General features: G+C 43.2%; 12 protein-coding genes and 2 tRNA genes. 11 read left to right on the forward strand and 3 right to left on the reverse strand.

The window, feature by feature from the left end:
- Nucleotides 1-93: 93 nt before the first annotated feature.
- From ABQ275_RS02675 to ABQ275_RS02710, 8 genes are all read left to right on the forward strand, one after another.
- Complete coding sequence (locus tag ABQ275_RS02675; protein WP_349316725.1) at nt 94-1,533, forward strand: sulfatase; 1,440 nt, start codon at nt 94-96, stop codon at nt 1,531-1,533.
- Between the two features lie 145 nt (nt 1,534-1,678).
- Entirely contained in the window at nt 1,679-3,181 is a 1,503-nt protein-coding gene (locus ABQ275_RS02680; RefSeq protein WP_349316726.1) for a DUF5597 domain-containing protein, read from the forward strand.
- Between the two features lie 47 nt (nt 3,182-3,228).
- Entirely contained in the window at nt 3,229-4,422 is a 1,194-nt protein-coding gene (locus ABQ275_RS02685; protein WP_349316727.1) for a glycoside hydrolase family 27 protein, read from the forward strand.
- Nucleotides 4,423-4,465: 43 nt separating this feature from the next.
- Complete coding sequence (locus ABQ275_RS02690; protein ID WP_349316728.1) at nt 4,466-5,887, forward strand: sulfatase; 1,422 nt, start codon at nt 4,466-4,468, stop codon at nt 5,885-5,887.
- A 33-nt stretch (nt 5,888-5,920) separates the two neighbouring features.
- Nucleotides 5,921-7,990, forward strand: a complete 2,070-nt coding sequence (locus ABQ275_RS02695; RefSeq protein ID WP_349316729.1) for a carboxypeptidase regulatory-like domain-containing protein — start codon at nt 5,921-5,923, stop codon at nt 7,988-7,990.
- 38 nt (nt 7,991-8,028) lie between these two features.
- On the forward strand, nt 8,029-10,104 hold the full coding sequence (locus ABQ275_RS02700; protein ID WP_349316730.1) for a hypothetical protein: 2,076 nt from the start codon (nt 8,029-8,031) through the stop codon (nt 10,102-10,104).
- 47 nt (nt 10,105-10,151) lie between these two features.
- Nucleotides 10,152-11,669 (forward strand): sulfatase, encoded by a 1,518-nt coding sequence (locus ABQ275_RS02705; RefSeq protein ID WP_349316731.1) that lies wholly within the window; start codon nt 10,152-10,154, stop codon nt 11,667-11,669.
- 9 nt (nt 11,670-11,678) lie between these two features.
- Nucleotides 11,679-13,220 (forward strand): arylsulfatase, encoded by a 1,542-nt coding sequence (locus ABQ275_RS02710; protein WP_349316732.1) that lies wholly within the window; start codon nt 11,679-11,681, stop codon nt 13,218-13,220.
- A gap of 19 nt (nt 13,221-13,239) precedes the next feature.
- On the opposite strand, the gene ABQ275_RS02715 is transcribed toward ABQ275_RS02710, so the two are convergent.
- Together ABQ275_RS02715 and ABQ275_RS02720 are read right to left on the reverse strand one after the other, a co-directional pair.
- The gene (locus tag ABQ275_RS02715; protein ID WP_349316733.1) at nt 13,240-13,866 is read right to left on the reverse strand and encodes an RNA polymerase sigma-70 factor; all 627 of its coding nucleotides are present in this window, start codon (nt 13,864-13,866) and stop codon (nt 13,240-13,242) included.
- A gap of 130 nt (nt 13,867-13,996) precedes the next feature.
- A tRNA-Asp gene (locus ABQ275_RS02720) sits at nt 13,997-14,070 on the reverse strand.
- Between the two features lie 503 nt (nt 14,071-14,573).
- Here ABQ275_RS02720 and ABQ275_RS02725 point away from each other — a divergent pair.
- Nucleotides 14,574-14,795: a hypothetical protein gene (locus tag ABQ275_RS02725; protein WP_349316734.1), complete on the forward strand. Its 222-nt coding sequence runs from the start codon at nt 14,574-14,576 to the stop codon at nt 14,793-14,795.
- Between the two features lie 94 nt (nt 14,796-14,889).
- On the forward strand, nt 14,890-15,219 hold the full coding sequence (locus ABQ275_RS02730) for a hypothetical protein (protein WP_349316735.1): 330 nt from the start codon (nt 14,890-14,892) through the stop codon (nt 15,217-15,219).
- A 55-nt stretch (nt 15,220-15,274) separates the two neighbouring features.
- Here the strand turns inward: ABQ275_RS02730 and ABQ275_RS02735 are convergent.
- Nucleotides 15,275-15,348: transfer RNA gene (locus ABQ275_RS02735), tRNA-Asp, on the reverse strand.
- 168 nt (nt 15,349-15,516) lie between these two features.
- Between ABQ275_RS02735 and ABQ275_RS02740 the strand changes: the two genes are divergently transcribed.
- Complete coding sequence (locus ABQ275_RS02740; RefSeq protein WP_349316736.1) at nt 15,517-16,470, forward strand: acetyl-CoA carboxylase carboxyltransferase subunit alpha; 954 nt, start codon at nt 15,517-15,519, stop codon at nt 16,468-16,470.
- Nucleotides 16,471-16,507 lie beyond the last annotated feature (37 nt).

The raw sequence follows: 16,507 nt of genomic DNA on the forward strand, positions 1-16,507 counted from the left end.
ACCTCGTGAGAAAAATATTTATTTCCAATAACTGAAATCGTGCCCGTTATCTGCCAATAATATTTCCGGCATCAAGAAAATATGATACTAAATATGACTTCAAGAAATTTTTTTTTCGGTTGGGTTGTACTGACATTTTTAACAGCCTGCGGTACTGTTCCAGACAAAGCTACAGGTAATCTGCAACCAAATATAGTATTGATCCTCTCGGATGATCATAGCGCGCCTTATTTAAGCTGCTACGATCATCCGGATCTGAAAACGCCTAATATCGACAAGATCGCGAAGAGAGGTGTGAGGTTTGATAGAGCCTACACAACGGCTCCGCAGTGCGTGCTGTCCAGAGCGTCTATCATGACAGGCAGAAATGTACTGGACCTTCAGATGCTGCGGTTTACAGCTCCGCTAAACAAAGACATTATTACCGGACCGGAGATCCTTAAACAGAACGGTTATTACACAGGTCTTTGCGGACGAAATTATCATTTGGATGGTTCCGGCAACGGACCGAAGGAGTCAGACGAAGCCTTTGAAAAATATGGTATGGTCACCTTTGCGAAAAGACTTAATTATGTGAAGATTGAGGAAGATGATGAAAAAACAATCGATCAATTCAGGGAGTTTTTGGACGAGGTGCCTAAGGGAAAACCGTTTTTTATACAAACATGTTACAGTGATCCTCACCGTCCTTTTACAGCAAAGGAATTTGAACCTGATCCTACCAAAATAAAGGTGCCGGCCGGCATGCCTGATACCAAGCTGTTGAGAGAAGACCTCGCTGCGCATTACGGGGAAATTCAGCGGCTGGATCAACGCGTTGGATTACTGCTGGAAGAATTAGAGAAAAGAAATCTGACTGAAAATACATTGGTTGTTTTTATGGGAGATAACGGGGCGGCTTTACTCCGTGGGAAAGGAACCTTGTACGAGGGTGGATTACATGTACCACTCGTTGCACAATGGCCCGGTGTTATTAAACCCGGCTCGGTTTCCAATCACCTGGTATCAGGTGAAGACCTGGTGTCAACTTTTCTGGAAGTTGCCGGAATCAAATCAACAAAGGAAATAGAAGGCCAAAGCTTTCTGCCTACATTCAAAAATGAAAAGATGCCTGACAGGGAATATGTTTTTGCTGTTCGTGGTCCGCACGGATCTGCGCTTCCTGACACGTCGTCCGGTGGTTTTGATCTGTCGAGAACTGTTATCAGTAAAAGATTTAAGCTCATCTACAACCCGATGTATTATCTCAACTATCAACCGGTGGATTTTGGGAAAAGCCCTTTCTGGAAAGAACTGGTAACACTCAGCAAACAAGGAAAGCTGGAACCAAGATTTGCGCAGACTACCATGTTTACGCCGCAGCGGCCCATGTTCGAATTATTTGATCTCGAAAATGATCCGGACGAATTCAATAACCTGTACGGAAAAGAAGCGTACAAGGATATTGAATATCAGTTGAAAAAGGCGCTGCATCAATGGATGATCCGCTATCGGGATATGGTTCCATTACCCATTTTACCGGGAGAAGGATAAAGTATTGGTTTGAAAAACTTGAATGCGTATTAATAATTACCGGATGAAAAAAAAGATTTTTTTGATGATAATGGTGCTTGTTTACTTACATGTAAATGCACAGGTGAAGTCGTCAATTCCGCATTTAAAAAAGCAAGGAAATTCCATGCAATTAATTGTTGATGGTAAACCTATTGTTTTGCTTTCCGGAGAATTAACGAATTCGGCCGGATCGAGTATGGATTACATGGAACCTGTGTGGGCACAGTTGAAAAGGCTGCATCTGAATGCGGTATTGGCTCCCATCACATGGGAAATGATTGAACCGGAAGAGGGCCGTTTCGATTTTTCCAGTCTGGATGCTTTGATAGCCAAAGCAAGGATACATGATATGAAACTGGTTTTACTCTGGTTTGCTACCTGGAAAAATGCAGGCTCTTCCTATCCTCCGGCATGGGTGCGGCAGGATCTAAAGCGTTTCCCTCACCGCCAGAATCCTGAAGGTAAAAATACAAATGCGCTGTCTTGTTTTGCAGAGGAAGCATGGATGGCGGATGGGAAAGCATTAGCGGCTGTTATGAAGCACCTTAAACAAATTGATAGCGATAAAAATACCGTTGTTGCGGTGCAGGTACAAAATGAACCGGGCGTAAGAAACTTCCCCAGGGATTATAGCCCCGTAGCTGAAAAGTATTTTAAATCTAAAGTGCCTGATGAACTGATTTCATTTCTCAGGAAAAACAAAAATACTTTGATCCTGGAATTTGATGCCATCTGGAAGAAATCGAATTATAAAACCAATGGCAACTGGTCCGAGATATTTGGTGAAGATGCAGCGGAAATTTTTATGGCCTGGTATATTGCGAGCTACATTGATAAGGTGGCCATGGCAGGCAAGCGGGAATACCCATTGCCGATGTTTGCAAATGCCTGGCTGGAAGGACCAAAGGGGGTGCCCAAACCCGGTGACTACCCAAGTGGAGGACCTACTGCGAAAATGGTCCCCGTTTATCAGGCAGCCGCTCCTCATCTCGACTTCCTGGCGCCGGATATTTATCGCCCCGATTTTGATGTGATCTGTGGTTTGTTTAAACGGATGGGTAATCCGTTGTTTATTCCGGAAGCCAATATCAATGCAAACATGGCGGCGAATGTATTCTATGCGGTGGGGGAAGACGCGTTATGTTTTTCTCCGTTCGGCATCGACAACAGACTGGAAGCAAAAGATACCACAGTGTTGCGCAACAGCTATGGTACCCTTTCAAAGCTGCTGCCGATTATCACCGAATACCAGGGCACCGGGAAAATGAGAGGGGTACTGGTACCTGCCGGTGAAACAAAAATACTGGAGATAGGGGATTACAAGTTGAAAATTGAAGCGCTTAAAAATCGCGAATTGCCGGCATATGGAATCATTATCGCAAAGGAAAATAATGAGTTTCTGGTAACCGGTGATGGATTCAACCTGACTTTTCTTTCTACCTCTAAACGATTGCCACATGCGGAACTCCTTTGGGCCTACGAATTGGTATATAGAGACGGCCAATGGGTGAAACAACGCCGGTTAAACGGGGATGAAACCGGGCGTGGATCAGATCATAATATCCTGCTTCAGTTCCTGGCAAACGAACCGATCGTGTTAACGACTAAATTGTTTTCTTACGAATAGTAGTAAGGAAAATGTGAAACAGATTATTAAGTATAATTATTACAACTATGAAGAGAATTTTTGCGGTTATTCTTTTGTTTATAACCAGCCAATACACGATAGCACAGGATATTCACCGCTTATCTCCCACTCCTCCGATGGGATGGAATAGCTGGAACTGGTATGCTAAAAGAAATATCAATGAGAAAGTGGTGAGAGAAGTCATTGATATCCTGTCGGGGAAAGAGTTTCGGGGTACGGGCTACAACTACGTTGTTGTGGACGGTGGTTGGAGAGATACCAAACTGGGTCCCAATGGAGAGCTGCTTATTCACGCCGAAAGATTCCCTAATGGCATAAAAGCATTGGCAGATTATGCACATTCAAAGGGGCTTAAATTTGGCCTGCATACCGTTCCCGGTACGCATGATTGTGGCGGTGATGCAGTGGGTGGATTTGGTAATGAAGAAGTACAGATAAAACAATTTATTGCCTGGGGCGTAGATTTTATCAAGCTAGATAAATGCAGATTTACACCCGGTTGGGATGAAGATGTATTGAAAGATACTTATGTAAAATGGAGTAAAATTCTGAAAGAAAGCAAGTCAGATATTGTATTGAGCATCAGCGCGTACAAATTTCGTGATTGGAGCAAGGACATCTCCAACATGGTGCGTACCACCAGTGATATCAGCCCGAAAGTTGGACATGGCGCCTTTTTCGATGAAATCCCCAAAGAATTTCATCCGTACAAAAGTGTGATGGGTATTGCGGACGAGAATAATAAGCTGGCGAAATTTGCCGGTAACGGATATTGGAATGATCCCGACATGTTGGTGACCGGTGCACAGGGGTTGTCACACGAAGAACAAAAAGTGCATTTCGCACTTTGGTGTATTATGACTTCCCCGCTGATGATTGGAAGTGATCTGATCAATATGACGAAAGAAGAAAAGAGTATTCTGCTTAATAGAGATGCGATTATGATTGATCAGGATCCTACTGAACAGGGAACCCGGATAAAAGTGGATGGCGATACCGAAATATGGGCCAAGAAGTTGAAAGACGGACGAGTGGCTGCCTTGTTAATAAACAGGAATAAATCGGCGAATAAAAACATTCAGTTAAACTTTAGCGACCTCGGTATATCCGGTAAAGTAAAGGTTAAAGATGTATATGAAAAGAAGAAATTAGGCACTCACACTACTTCCATCACAAAATCAGTAAAGCCCAGATCCGGCCTTTTTATACTGATTGACTAAGTCATGAAACCGCCTGGAATAAAAACAGTTTAAATACAGTCGTATGCATAAATTACTTTTTTTGTTTTTTCTGATGCCTGCACTATTGGCGGATGGTCAGGGTAAATCCGGGAAGCCCACTTCCAAAAATCCCAATATCATTATTGTTTTTACAGATGATATGGGTTATGGAGATTTGACTTGCTATGGATCGGAAAAGAATAGAACTCCTAACCTTGATCAAATGGGTAAAGAGGGAATCCGGTTTACCGATTTTTATGTAGCCAGCAGTATATGTACGCCATCTCGCTCCGCTTTAATGACAGGTTGTTATCCGCGGCGGGTAGACATGCAGGCGAATGAGCGTCCGATTGGAAGCGTAGGGAGGCAGGTGCTTTTTCCTGAAAGCAAAAAAGGACTCAATCCGAATGAAATCACCATCGCTGAGGTGCTGAAGCGCAAAGGGTATACCACCGCTTGTATTGGTAAATGGCACCTGGGTGATCAGCGTGCTTTCCTGCCTACCAGGCAAGGGTTCGATTATTACTTTGGCATACCCTACAGCAATGATATGGGCCGCGCAGCCATCCCATTACCGCTCATGAGGAACGAAGAAGTGATTGAAGCACCGGTTGACCAGAATACCATCACCAAACGTTATACCGAAGAAGCGGTCGCGTTTATCAAAAAGAATAAGAATAAACCATTCTTTATTTATTTGCCTCATGCGATGCCGCATACGCCGGTATATGCCAGCGACCAGTTCAGAGGAAAATCTGCCAACGGTATTTATGGAGATGCTGTTGAAGAAATTGATTGGTCGATGGGTGAGATAAACCGGGCATTGAAAGAAAATGGATTGGATGATAACACCCTGGTTATTTTCACTTCGGATAATGGCGCCGACAAACGTTATGGAGGCAGTAATCTTCCGTTGTCCGGATATAAGGGCAGTACCGCCGAAGGTGGGATGCGGGTTCCTTGCCTGATGCGCTGGCCAGCCGTAATTCCAGCCGGTAAGGTTTGTAATCAACTGGTCACCAGTTTAGAGATTATGCCAACATTAGCTAAGCTGGTATCTTTCCAGTTGCCCAAAAACCTAGTGGTAGACGGGAAGGATATGCTCCCTTTAATGAGGAATCCGGATACCCCGTCACCCCGCGACGTTTTGTATTATTATCAGCTGGAACAATTGCAGGCCATCCGTTCCGGAACCTGGAAGCTGATTGTTCCTACGGATACGGCGTTAGCGAATGTACACCAGGGCAAATTTGGTCCCGGTAAAAAACTGGCGCTTTATGATCTCGGAAAAGACATAAAAGAGGAAATGGATGTATCTGCAGATCACCCTGACGTGGTTGCCCGGCTGATGAAATACGCCGCACAGGCCCGAAATGAATTAGGTGATCTGAATGTTAAAGGGAAAGGCACCCGTAAGCCTGGAATGGTGGAGAATCCCGTTCCGCAATTATTAAAGTCGAAATAAAACGACCATTACAACGCAACAAATACGTAACAAATGAAAAGAAAATATATCGGTACTTCTTTCTTCAGAATAGTTGGAAATAAATTTAAAGGAAGCCTCAAGTTGCTGCCTGTAATTGCATCGGTTGCTTTGGCAACCAGTGCGGCGTATGCGGCCCCGAAATCCACTGATCATACAAAGTCGGCTAAAGGTATCGTGGTGCATGCGGCTACCGGTGAAAATCCGGTAGTTGCAAATGCGATCGCAGGAACGGTAACAACAGGCGATCTGAAACCGATCGAAGGCGTGACCATTAAGATATACAAGGCTACAGATACAAAAAGGACCACACCGGTGCAAAGCCTGAAAACAGACAGTAAGGGTTTGTATAATATTGATGCTTCAAAACTGAGCGGCGATTATATTGTACAGGCGTCGAAACAAAAGTTTTTAACAAAAGAGCTGGAAATAAAAATCGGCGAAGGCGTAACTACTTACCCCGACCTGTGGCTGGAACCAGCGAAGAAACCTACCGCCGTCATCAGCATCGATGCTTCGGTGAAAAAGCCGGTAAGGATGAGCTTCGGATTCAATGAATATGTGATCGCCGCCACACCTTATCACCGTTTTAATGAAGCGCCTTATGTAGAAACGATGAAAGAATCCGGCGCTAATATCATGCGCTTTCCCGGAGGTACCATCGCTAACTGGTATGACTGGAAGAACGATGATTTCATGACGGAGGACATCAAGAAAATAGTGCCCGAAGATATGGTCAAAAGAGAAGCCCATAAAACAGAAGAGGATTATCAGGAGACGCTGAAAAAATTCAGGGATAACTATTTGGACGAGTACATTAGTAAAGGTACCCGCAGTAAAGAAGTGAGAGGTAAATACGGTTACGAAGATTTTCGCGATATGTCTGCTCAGATAGGCGCTGATATCTATTATGTGGGTAACGTGTCGTTTGCGCCAGGCGGTAAAAATCCGGCGGATCATCTGGTAGACTGGATGCAACACCTGAAAGGACGTGGCCTGACCGTGAAATACCTGGAACTCGGTAATGAACTCATCGGTCCCCACGGATCTAAGAACACACAAGCCATTCCAAACCAGATGTATGACCTGGATAGATACATGGCTACCTGTCAGGATATTTCCAAACGGGTGAAGAAGATATTTCCGCAGGTTAAAATCGGCATTCTCGCGGATGGCCTTGGTAATAAATTAGGCGGAAGCGAAATAGACCTGATTTGTAGAAAAATTAATGATAACTATCCCCGAGATTTCTATGATGCCATCATCATACACAGCTATTTAAGAACGACTGACCGTAACGCCGAAGGCCCACAGTTCAGAAAGGATAAAATATTTGCATTGTCAAAAAAAATCGTTGAGTTTTCTGTTAATCACTGGAAAACAGTATTCCCCGGTAAGGAAATCTGGATGACGGAAACCGGATATATCGCAGGTACGCCGGATGATGAGAAAAATTTCACCACGAATATGTTTACGGCAATGCTGGAAGCAGACTACTTTCTAAGATGGACCGATCACGATGATGCCGTTACTTCTTACATTAAATTCTATTCTATATCTACTACCCCCTATATAAAAAGTTCCAGATTCTGGAAAGATAACAGCATTGTAAACACACCGGTAGGTTATGCCTACTCATTGGTTGCAGGCGCCGTGAAAAACGCTTCCGACAGACTTACCACCACGGTTAAAAATAACGGCAGCTACACCATGAAAACAGCCGCGTGGATACAAAACAAAGACGGGCAGGGTAAGCTGATCCCAGGAAAAGGTGAAGCAAAAGTAATTGACGTAGACGTGGATTATATCACCGCCTCCTCGTTCCTTTCCAAAGATGGCAATACCCTCTATGTTCCTTTTGTTAATAAAAGTCAGGCAGCAAGGGATATTAAGCTGGCTATTGCAGGGGTAACGCTAAAAGGTGCAACGGCGGAGTTGCAGCATATCTCCGGTCCGCTGTTTGGCAGGAATACGGTTAAAGAACCTGCTCACATCGTACCTGTTACCACGAAAGTGGCTGTTAACGGTAACATAAAAGTACCTGCATATGCTGTTGGCGTGATTAAAATCAGTATCAAAAAGTAAGGGAAATGGATTGCTCAGGCGCAATAAATATTTAGCAAATGAAAAAGAAATATATCGGCGCTTCTTTCTTCGGAAAGGCTGGCAATAAAATTATAGGCAGAATAAAAATCCTGGCTATCACGGCGGCTGTTGCAATGGCAACCAGTCCGACACATGCCAGTCAAAGATCTGGCGTGCATGCAAATGCTATGAAGGTTATGGTGGAAGATACATCACCAGGCGGAAGCCAAGTGAGTGTAAACAGTATCGCTGGAAAAGTAACAACCGGCGACCTTAAACCAATAGCAGGTGTAACCATTAAAATATTCAAGACTGCTGATACCCGAAGGGTATCGCCGCTTCAAAGTCTTAAAACAGATAATAAAGGCGTCTATAACATTAATGCTTCGAACCTCAGCGGTGATTACATCGTACAGGCGTCAAAAGGGAGTTTTTTAACAAAGGAGCTGGAAATAAAAATAGGAAAAGATGTCATTACTTATCCTGATATATGGCTGGAACCTGCGAAAAAACCTGCGGCTGTTATAAGTATTGACGCATCGGCAAGAAAGCCGGTAAAGATGAACTTTGGATTTAATGAGTATGTTATTACTTCCACACCTCATCACCGTTTCAATGAAGCACCCTATGTGAAAATGATGAAGGAATCCGGCGCTACTATCACGAGATTCCCCGGAGGTACTATCGCTAACTGGTATGACTGGAAGAACGATGATTTCATGACGGAGGAAATTAAGAAGATTGTTCCCGAAGACATGGTCAAAAGAGAGGATTACAAAACAGAGGAGGAGTACAGAGTATCGGTTAATAAATTCAGAGATAGTTATTTACAGGAGTATATACATAAAGGCACCAGAAGTACGGAAGTGAGGGGCAAGTATGGCTATGAAGATTTTCTGAACTACTCCAATCAGTTAGGCGCGGATATCTATTATGTGGGTAACGTGTCATTTGCGCCAGCGGGTAAAACTCCAGCTGACCATCTGGTGGACTGGATGCAGCACCTGAAAGACAGGGGACTAACGGTAAAGTACCTGGAATTGGGGAATGAACTTATTGGCCCTAAGGGAGCTGAAAATGTGCAGGGAATCCCCCACCAGTTGTATAATATTGATAAATACATGGCAACCTGCGAAGGTATTTCACGCCGGGTTAAAAAAATATTCCCCCAGGTTAAAATAGGTATCCTTGCGTACATGATCGATAAGCAATTACGTGGAGAGGACGTGGATCTGCTATGTAGAAGAATCAGTGATAATTATCCGCGGGATTTTTATGATGCAATTATTATTCACAGTTACTTAAGAACCTCTGACCGTAATCTTGAAGGTCCGCAATTCAGAAAGGATAAGATATTCGCCATATCAAAGAAAACAGTTGAAGCATCTATTGGCCAATGGAAAGCCATTTTCCCAGGGAAGGAAGTTTGGATGACAGAAACCGGCTATATCTCCGGTATCGGAAAACAAGCGGATGAAAAAAACTTCACTAATAATTTGTTTACAGGGATAGTGGAGGCAGACTATTATTTAAGATGGGCGGATAACGATGATGTAACCACTTCCTATATTAAGTTTTATTCTATTTCACCCACTCCGTCCATTAAAAGCTCCAGGTTCTGGAAAGGAAACATACCTGTAAACAGCCCTGTTGGTCATGCATATTCGCTGGTAGCAGGCGCTGTGAAGAACTCTGCTGAGAGGCTGGCAACAACGGTTAAAAACAACGGCGGGTACATCGTTAAAACAGCCACGTGGATCCAGGATAAGGATAATAAAGGAAATCTGGTACCAGGACAAGGTGCAACAAAAGTAATTGACGTAGATGTAGACTACATCACGGCATTTTCTTATCTCTCAAAAGATGGTAAAACGATCTACGTACCTTTTATTAATAAAAGCCAGGCAGCGCGGGATATCAGGATTGACATCAAAGGAGTATCGCTTCAGGGAGCAACTGCGGAGCTGAGTCATATTTCCGGTTCGTTGTATGCCAAAAATACGGTGGAAGCACCTGATAATGTGGTGCCTGTTACATCTAAAGTAGCTGTCAATAACGCTATAAATGTACCTGCATACGCTGTTGGGGTGATCAAAATCAGTATTAAAAAGTAAACGGAATTGATTTATAACCGCATAGTTTATACACGAAAATGAAAAGAATGAAATTGGTTGTTTTAGGGATGTTGATGATGTCATGTGTTGCACTCAGCGCGCAGCAGCGACCCAATATTATTTTGTTTCTGGTAGATGATATGGGGTGGCAGGATACATCAGTTCCGTTTTGGGACAGTATTACACCGGCAAACAGAAAATTCCATACCCCTAATATGGAAAAGTTGGCAAAACAATCGATGAAGTTCACGAATGCATACGCAAATACCGTCTGCACGCCATCACGTGTAAGCCTGATGTCGGGTATGAACGCTTCCCGTCACCGTGTTACCAACTGGATTTCGGGTAAAGATAAATCGACAGACCAGGAAGATCTTGTGCTGAATAGTCCCGCATGGAATCTGAATGGCCTTAGTCCTGTAAAAGGAATAAACAGCACTGTACATGTTACTGCATTACCGCAGGTGCTGAAAAGCGCGGGATACCGCACTATTCAATGCGGTAAAGGACACTTTGGCACTGCCGGTACACCCGGCGCCGATCCTTTGACAATGGGGTTTGAGGTTAATATTGGAGGCGGGGCGCTAGGGAGCCCCGCTTCTTATTTAGGAGAGGAAAACTATGGCAACGTTCCCGGTAAAACCAATCTGCGCGCTGTACCGGGCCTGGAAAAATATTGGGGTACGTCTACCTTTCTTACGGACGCCCTTACTTCAGAAGCTACCCATGAAATGGATATAGCATTGGAGAAAAAACAACCTTTCTTTTTGTATATGTCGCATTTTGCGATCCATATTCCTTTTGATAAGGATCCCCGGTATTTTGATAAGTATAGAAAAATGGGATTGGACAACGCAGAAGCGGCCTATGCGGCATTGGTGGAAGGAATGGACGCCAGTCTGGGAACCTTAATGCAATATGTAGCAGACCGCCATCTTACTGAAAACACCATCATTATTTTCATGTCAGATAATGGCGGATTGAGTAACCCTCCCCGCAGCGGAAAAGCGAATACGCAAAATTATCCGCTGCGTAGCGGAAAAGGTTCTTTGTATGAAGGTGGTATCCGCGAACCCATGATGGTGCAATGGCCAGGTGTAACAGCACCCGGCACCACCACCCGGCAATATGTATGTATAGACGATTTTTTTCCCACCATTCTTGAAATGGCAAAAGTGAAACACTATAAAACGGTGCAGAAAATTGATGGTAAAAGTTTTGTACCGGTATTGAAAGACCCTTTGTATACGGATACAACAAGAGCATTGGTATGGAATTTCCCCAACAACCGGTCTAACAACTGGGGCTACGCCTGGGTGAGCGCTGTTCGCCAGGGAGATTGGAAAGCGCTCTATTTTCAAAAAACGGGCAAAATAGAATTGTACAACTTGAAAAATGATATAGGAGAACAACAGGATTTATCCGCTGTTCATCCGCAGAAAGCTATTCAAATGGCAAAGCTGCTGACCGAAAAACTGAAGTCATATAACGCGCAATTGCCTGTTGTTAAACAAACAGGGAAAACCGTTAAGTGGCCGGATGAAGTGAACATACAGCAGCGCTAAAATATTTTTATGAATTATACCTTGAAGCCTTTCTATTTTCTGGTAATAATATGGGCAATAATTGCCTCTTCCTGTACACAGAAGGAGCAACCATCCAAACCCAATATTATCATTATGTACGCCGATGATTTAGGATACGGTGATGTAGGATGCTATGGCGCCACGCGTGTAAAAACGCCGCACATCGATCAGCTGGCCAGTAATGGTTTAGTGTTTACAGATGCACATTGTACGGCTGCCACCTGCACGCCCTCCCGGTTTTCAATGCTGACCGGTAGTTACGCCTTCAGGAATAATGCCGCTATACTTCCCGGAGACGCACCTTTGTTAATCAGACCCGGTACGCCTACTTTGCCCGGTATGTTACAGCAAGCGGGATACACCACCGCTGTAATAGGGAAATGGCACCTGGGTTTAGGAGATGGGACTATAGACTGGAACGGTGATATTAGTCCGGGGCCGCTTGAAATCGGCTTCGATTATTCCTTTCTGGTGCCGGCAACATTGGATCGGGTTCCTTGCGTGTTTGTAGAAAACCGCCGGGTTTTTAATCTGGATCCTGCAGATCCTATTGAAGTAAATTATGACCATAAAATTGGAAGTGAACCCACAGGCTTGGAGTCTCCGGGCTTACTGAAAGTAAGGGCAGATACCCAGCATAGCAACACCATCATTAACGGTATTAGTAGGATAGGGTATACGTCAGGTGGTAAATCTGCGTGGTGGAAAGATGAGGAAATCGCAACGGTGCTGGTAAACCAGACGAAAGCATTTCTACATGAAAACAAAGACAACCCTTTTTTCCTTTTTTTATCTTATACGGATATACATGTACCACGTGAACCTCATCCCAGGTTTAAAGGAGCAACTACCATGGGGCGTCGGGGAGATGCCATCGCCCAGATGGACTGGACAACAGGTGAAGTGATGAAGATGCTGGATAAGCTTGGGTTAACCCACAACACCCTGGTTATTTTTACCAGCGATAATGGCCCTGTTTTAGATGATGGGTATGAGGATGAATCGGCGAAGCTGGTAGGGGATCATAAACCTGCGGGGCCGTTTAAAGGAGGTAAATACAGCGCCTATGAAGGAGGGACCCGCGTACCTACTATCGTGTCCTGGCCCGCAAAAATAAAACCAGGCATCAGCAATTCGTTAGTCAACCAGGTTGATTTTTATGCGTCGTTTGCGGCATTGACCGGGCAGCCATTAAATGAACAGGAAGCGCCGGATAGCTATAACATGCTGCCTGCTTTGTTGGGTCAATCGCTGGTCGGGCGGCAAACAATGTTGGAAGAATCTTTTACTTTAGCATTGCGCAATAACAACTGGAAATTTATAGCACCACAAACAAAAGGAACACCTGCATGGCTTAAAGATAAGGATGTTGAAACGGGACTGACAACAACAGATCAATTATTTGAATTGGAAAGTGATAAAGGAGAGGTCAAGAATGTAATAGATAAATATCCGGAGGTGGCAGAAAAAATGAAGAAGATGCTGAAAGATATAGAAATGCGTGGAACGCGGCCCGGATATAAGAATTAAGATTTTTTTTGATTATAAGCTAAATGTTTGAGCTAAAAAGGAAGAATATAATACCTGTCATCATGTCTAAATAAAGGGTACAAAAGGAGCGGATATTTTTCATAGCCTGTGCAAGATGAAACTTGACGGTTTCTGGTTGGAGATGAAGGAAATCAGCAGCTTCCTCCCTTTTTAACCCCTGTTCCTTCATTAATTGATATACTTGTTTTTGCTGTTTGGGTAACCTGTCAATAGCCCGTTGCAATAATGAGCTATATTCTTTCTCCATTATATAGTCTTCCGTATCATTGTGAGCCAGGGATGGATTATTATCAGTAAGTAAGGCGATCTTATAATTTTTGGAAATCTGTTTTAATATTTTATAAACATCATTCCGTGTAATGGTGAAAAGATAAGCCCTGAAATTCTGTATCTCACCCAGTGATGATCGCTTTAGCCAGATTTTCAAGAACACATCTTCCACTATTTCTTCGGCTAAAGTATTGGAACGTGTAAGCTTTAAAGCAATGCTGTAGATTTTATCCCGGTAATGCTCAAATAATTTTGCAAAAGCATTCTCATCACCTTGTGATATAAGATGTATCAACACTGCTTCGTTATACAAAGTATCAGGAATCAACGTGGAATCTGTTAATGTTAAGTGCATTTCAAATCTAAGTAAAATGAATTGATTAAACAAGGGATCACGGTATGTTTTTCATTCATTTTCCACTATTACGGGAAAACAGAAAAGCCGCATAAATCATTCGATTTATGCGGCTTTAACTTTAAGCTTGCGGACCAGACGAGACTCGAACTCGCGACCTCCGCCGTGACAGGGCGGCGTTCTAACCAACTGAACTACTGATCCTCGCTACGGGCGGGCTTTTCAGCCGTACTGTTATCCCCGTTTCGGGTTGCAAATATAGAAATAATTATTTCAATCAACCAAATATTTCCCCGATTAAATTAAAATTTTTTTTTTATAGCCAGGCTGATCGTTCACTTTTAAATAATATTTTTCGCTCTTTTGTATACCGGCATATTTTATTCCTGTTACCTGAAATAATATGTCAACGAGGGCGAAATTTACCCATGAAGTAAAAACGAGGGCGAAAATTCGCTATATTAACCCTCGTTCTTCTTTTGAGAACGTCAATTACTCATGTTAAAAAAGGGGATGGCTTACAATCCGGAGATTCCTTATAATGATTTGCCTTTATTACCACCCAAAGGTGTAATAGAGGATATCACTATTCTTAAAAAAAACATAGCTGCGAGCCGGGCTTTATCAGAACTTAAAGAGGCAATAACCATATTGAGAATATCATTACTACGCAAGATGAGTTATTCAGGGCTTCTATCATTGAAAAGATGAGCAGCTCCTCAGCTACTAAGGAAGTTATTCATTATAGAAATGCGCTTTGGTATGGAATAAAGGAGATTGAAAGGAAACCAATACTGACCACCAATCTTTTTATTGCTATTATGCAAATTATAAAAGAGAATAAATCAGGAACCCGCAATGTACCTGGGATGCAATTGAAAAATCCGGTAACAGAAAAGGTTATTTACACCAGCATTGTATTTAAGTGATTATATTATCAGACATAAAAGTGCTTATTATATAAATTTAAGAAAGGTAACGGAAGAAGGCAACTGGTCGGAATGGATCTTATATATGTTAGATATGGTAGAACAAACAGCATTAAAAGGTCGTAATCAGATCATTGAAATCGAAAAGCTGATAGAACAGATGAGCGCAGAGATTCAGGAAAAACTACCCAAATTATACTCCAAAGACCTGGTAGAAGCACTTTTTAAATTACCATATACCAAACGCTCACAGCTGGGAATGGCGGGCCTTGGGAGCCTTAAAACCGTTGGAAGCTATTTAAAAGCATTGGAAAATGAAGGTTTTCTGAAAAGTGAACAAGTTGGGAAAGAGAAACTGTATGTAAATTATAAATTGTTGCAGATCCTGAAAAATAAAGGGGGAAGTATGGGGAAATACCCTTAAAAACAAGAAAGCCGCACCAATCTTACGATTTATGCGGCTTAAACTTTAAAGCTTGCGGACCAGACGAGACTCGAACTCGCGACCTCCGCCGTGACAGGGCGGCGTTCTAACCAACTGAACTACTGATCCATCCAAAAATATTAATAAGAACTTGCTATCTTTTTGTATTCCAATCGGTTGTGTTGTTCCGTTTTGGGATTGCAAAGATAGCAACAAAGTTTTCAATTAAGCAAATCTTTTTAAAAAAAAATTTCAGCACTATCTTTACATCCGATCTTTAACCAATTTAATCAAATTATGCAATTCCTGGATTTCGAAAAACCTATAGCGGATTTATATGAACAGCTGGCCAAGCTGAAGGAAAACGGTGAAAAGTCCGGTGTAGATGTATCTGCCACTGTAGGGGAGTACGAGCAAAAAATTGCCCTTACCCGTCAGAACATCTACGAGCACCTCTCCCCGTGGCAACGGGTACAGCTGAGCCGTCATCCCGATAGGCCCTATACGATGTCGTATATAGAAAGGATGTGTACCAACTTTACGGAACTGCATGGCGACCGGAATGTAAAAGATGACAAAGCCATGGTAGGCGGTTTCGCTGATCTGGATGGCGAAACGGTCATGTTTATAGGACAGCAGAAAGGTATCAATACCAAAATGCGCCAGCTCAGAAACTTTGGGATGGCCAATCCTGAAGGCTATCGTAAGGCCCTCCGCCTCATGAAACTGGCCGAAAGATTTAATAAGCCTATCGTTACTCTCATAGATACCCCCGGTGCTTATCCCGGCCTGGAAGCGGAAGAAAGAGGGCAGGCAGAAGCCATTGCCCGCAATCTCTTTGAGATGGTGAAGCTGAGAGTGCCCGTTATTTGCATTATAATAGGGGAAGGCGCCTCCGGCGGTGCGTTGGGTATAGGTATCGGCGACAGGGTATTAATGCTTGAAAATAGCTGGTATACGGTCATTTCTCCCGAAAACTGTTCTACCATCCTTTGGCGTAGCTGGAATTTCAAGGAAAAGGCCGCAGAAGAGCTAAAACTCACCTCCGAATATATGAGCCAGTTTGGCCTGGTAGACGGAATTGTACGTGAACCCCTCGGTGGCGCACATGTAAACCCCGATGAAATGGCTAATCTCCTGAAGATCCGCATCAAGGAAACCCTGGTGGAATTAAGGAAAATTGATCCGGATGCACGTATTGAACAACGGATCGATAAGTTCTCCCGTATGGGCTTTTACGAAGAACATTAAAAAAAAATTTAGAGATCACGATAAAAAATTCGAATTT

This window comes from Chitinophaga sp. MM2321 (assembly GCF_964033635.1).
GTDB lineage: Bacteria > Bacteroidota > Bacteroidia > Chitinophagales > Chitinophagaceae > Chitinophaga.

Coding starts and splice junctions, on each gene's coding strand:
- ABQ275_RS02675 (WP_349316725.1), top strand. CDS start 94: ATGACTTCAAGAAATTTTTTTTTCGGTTGGGTTGTACTGACATTTTTA.
- ABQ275_RS02680 (WP_349316726.1), top strand. CDS start 1,679: ATGCAATTAATTGTTGATGGTAAACCTATTGTTTTGCTTTCCGGAGAA.
- ABQ275_RS02685 (WP_349316727.1), top strand. CDS start 3,229: ATGAAGAGAATTTTTGCGGTTATTCTTTTGTTTATAACCAGCCAATAC.
- ABQ275_RS02690 (WP_349316728.1), top strand. CDS start 4,466: ATGCATAAATTACTTTTTTTGTTTTTTCTGATGCCTGCACTATTGGCG.
- ABQ275_RS02695 (WP_349316729.1), top strand. CDS start 5,921: ATGAAAAGAAAATATATCGGTACTTCTTTCTTCAGAATAGTTGGAAAT.
- ABQ275_RS02700 (WP_349316730.1), top strand. CDS start 8,029: ATGAAAAAGAAATATATCGGCGCTTCTTTCTTCGGAAAGGCTGGCAAT.
- ABQ275_RS02705 (WP_349316731.1), top strand. CDS start 10,152: ATGAAATTGGTTGTTTTAGGGATGTTGATGATGTCATGTGTTGCACTC.
- ABQ275_RS02710 (WP_349316732.1), top strand. CDS start 11,679: ATGAATTATACCTTGAAGCCTTTCTATTTTCTGGTAATAATATGGGCA.
- ABQ275_RS02715 (WP_349316733.1), bottom strand. CDS start 13,866: ATGCACTTAACATTAACAGATTCCACGTTGATTCCTGATACTTTGTAT.
- ABQ275_RS02725 (WP_349316734.1), top strand. CDS start 14,574: ATGAGCAGCTCCTCAGCTACTAAGGAAGTTATTCATTATAGAAATGCG.
- ABQ275_RS02730 (WP_349316735.1), top strand. CDS start 14,890: ATGGTAGAACAAACAGCATTAAAAGGTCGTAATCAGATCATTGAAATC.
- ABQ275_RS02740 (WP_349316736.1), top strand. CDS start 15,517: ATGCAATTCCTGGATTTCGAAAAACCTATAGCGGATTTATATGAACAG.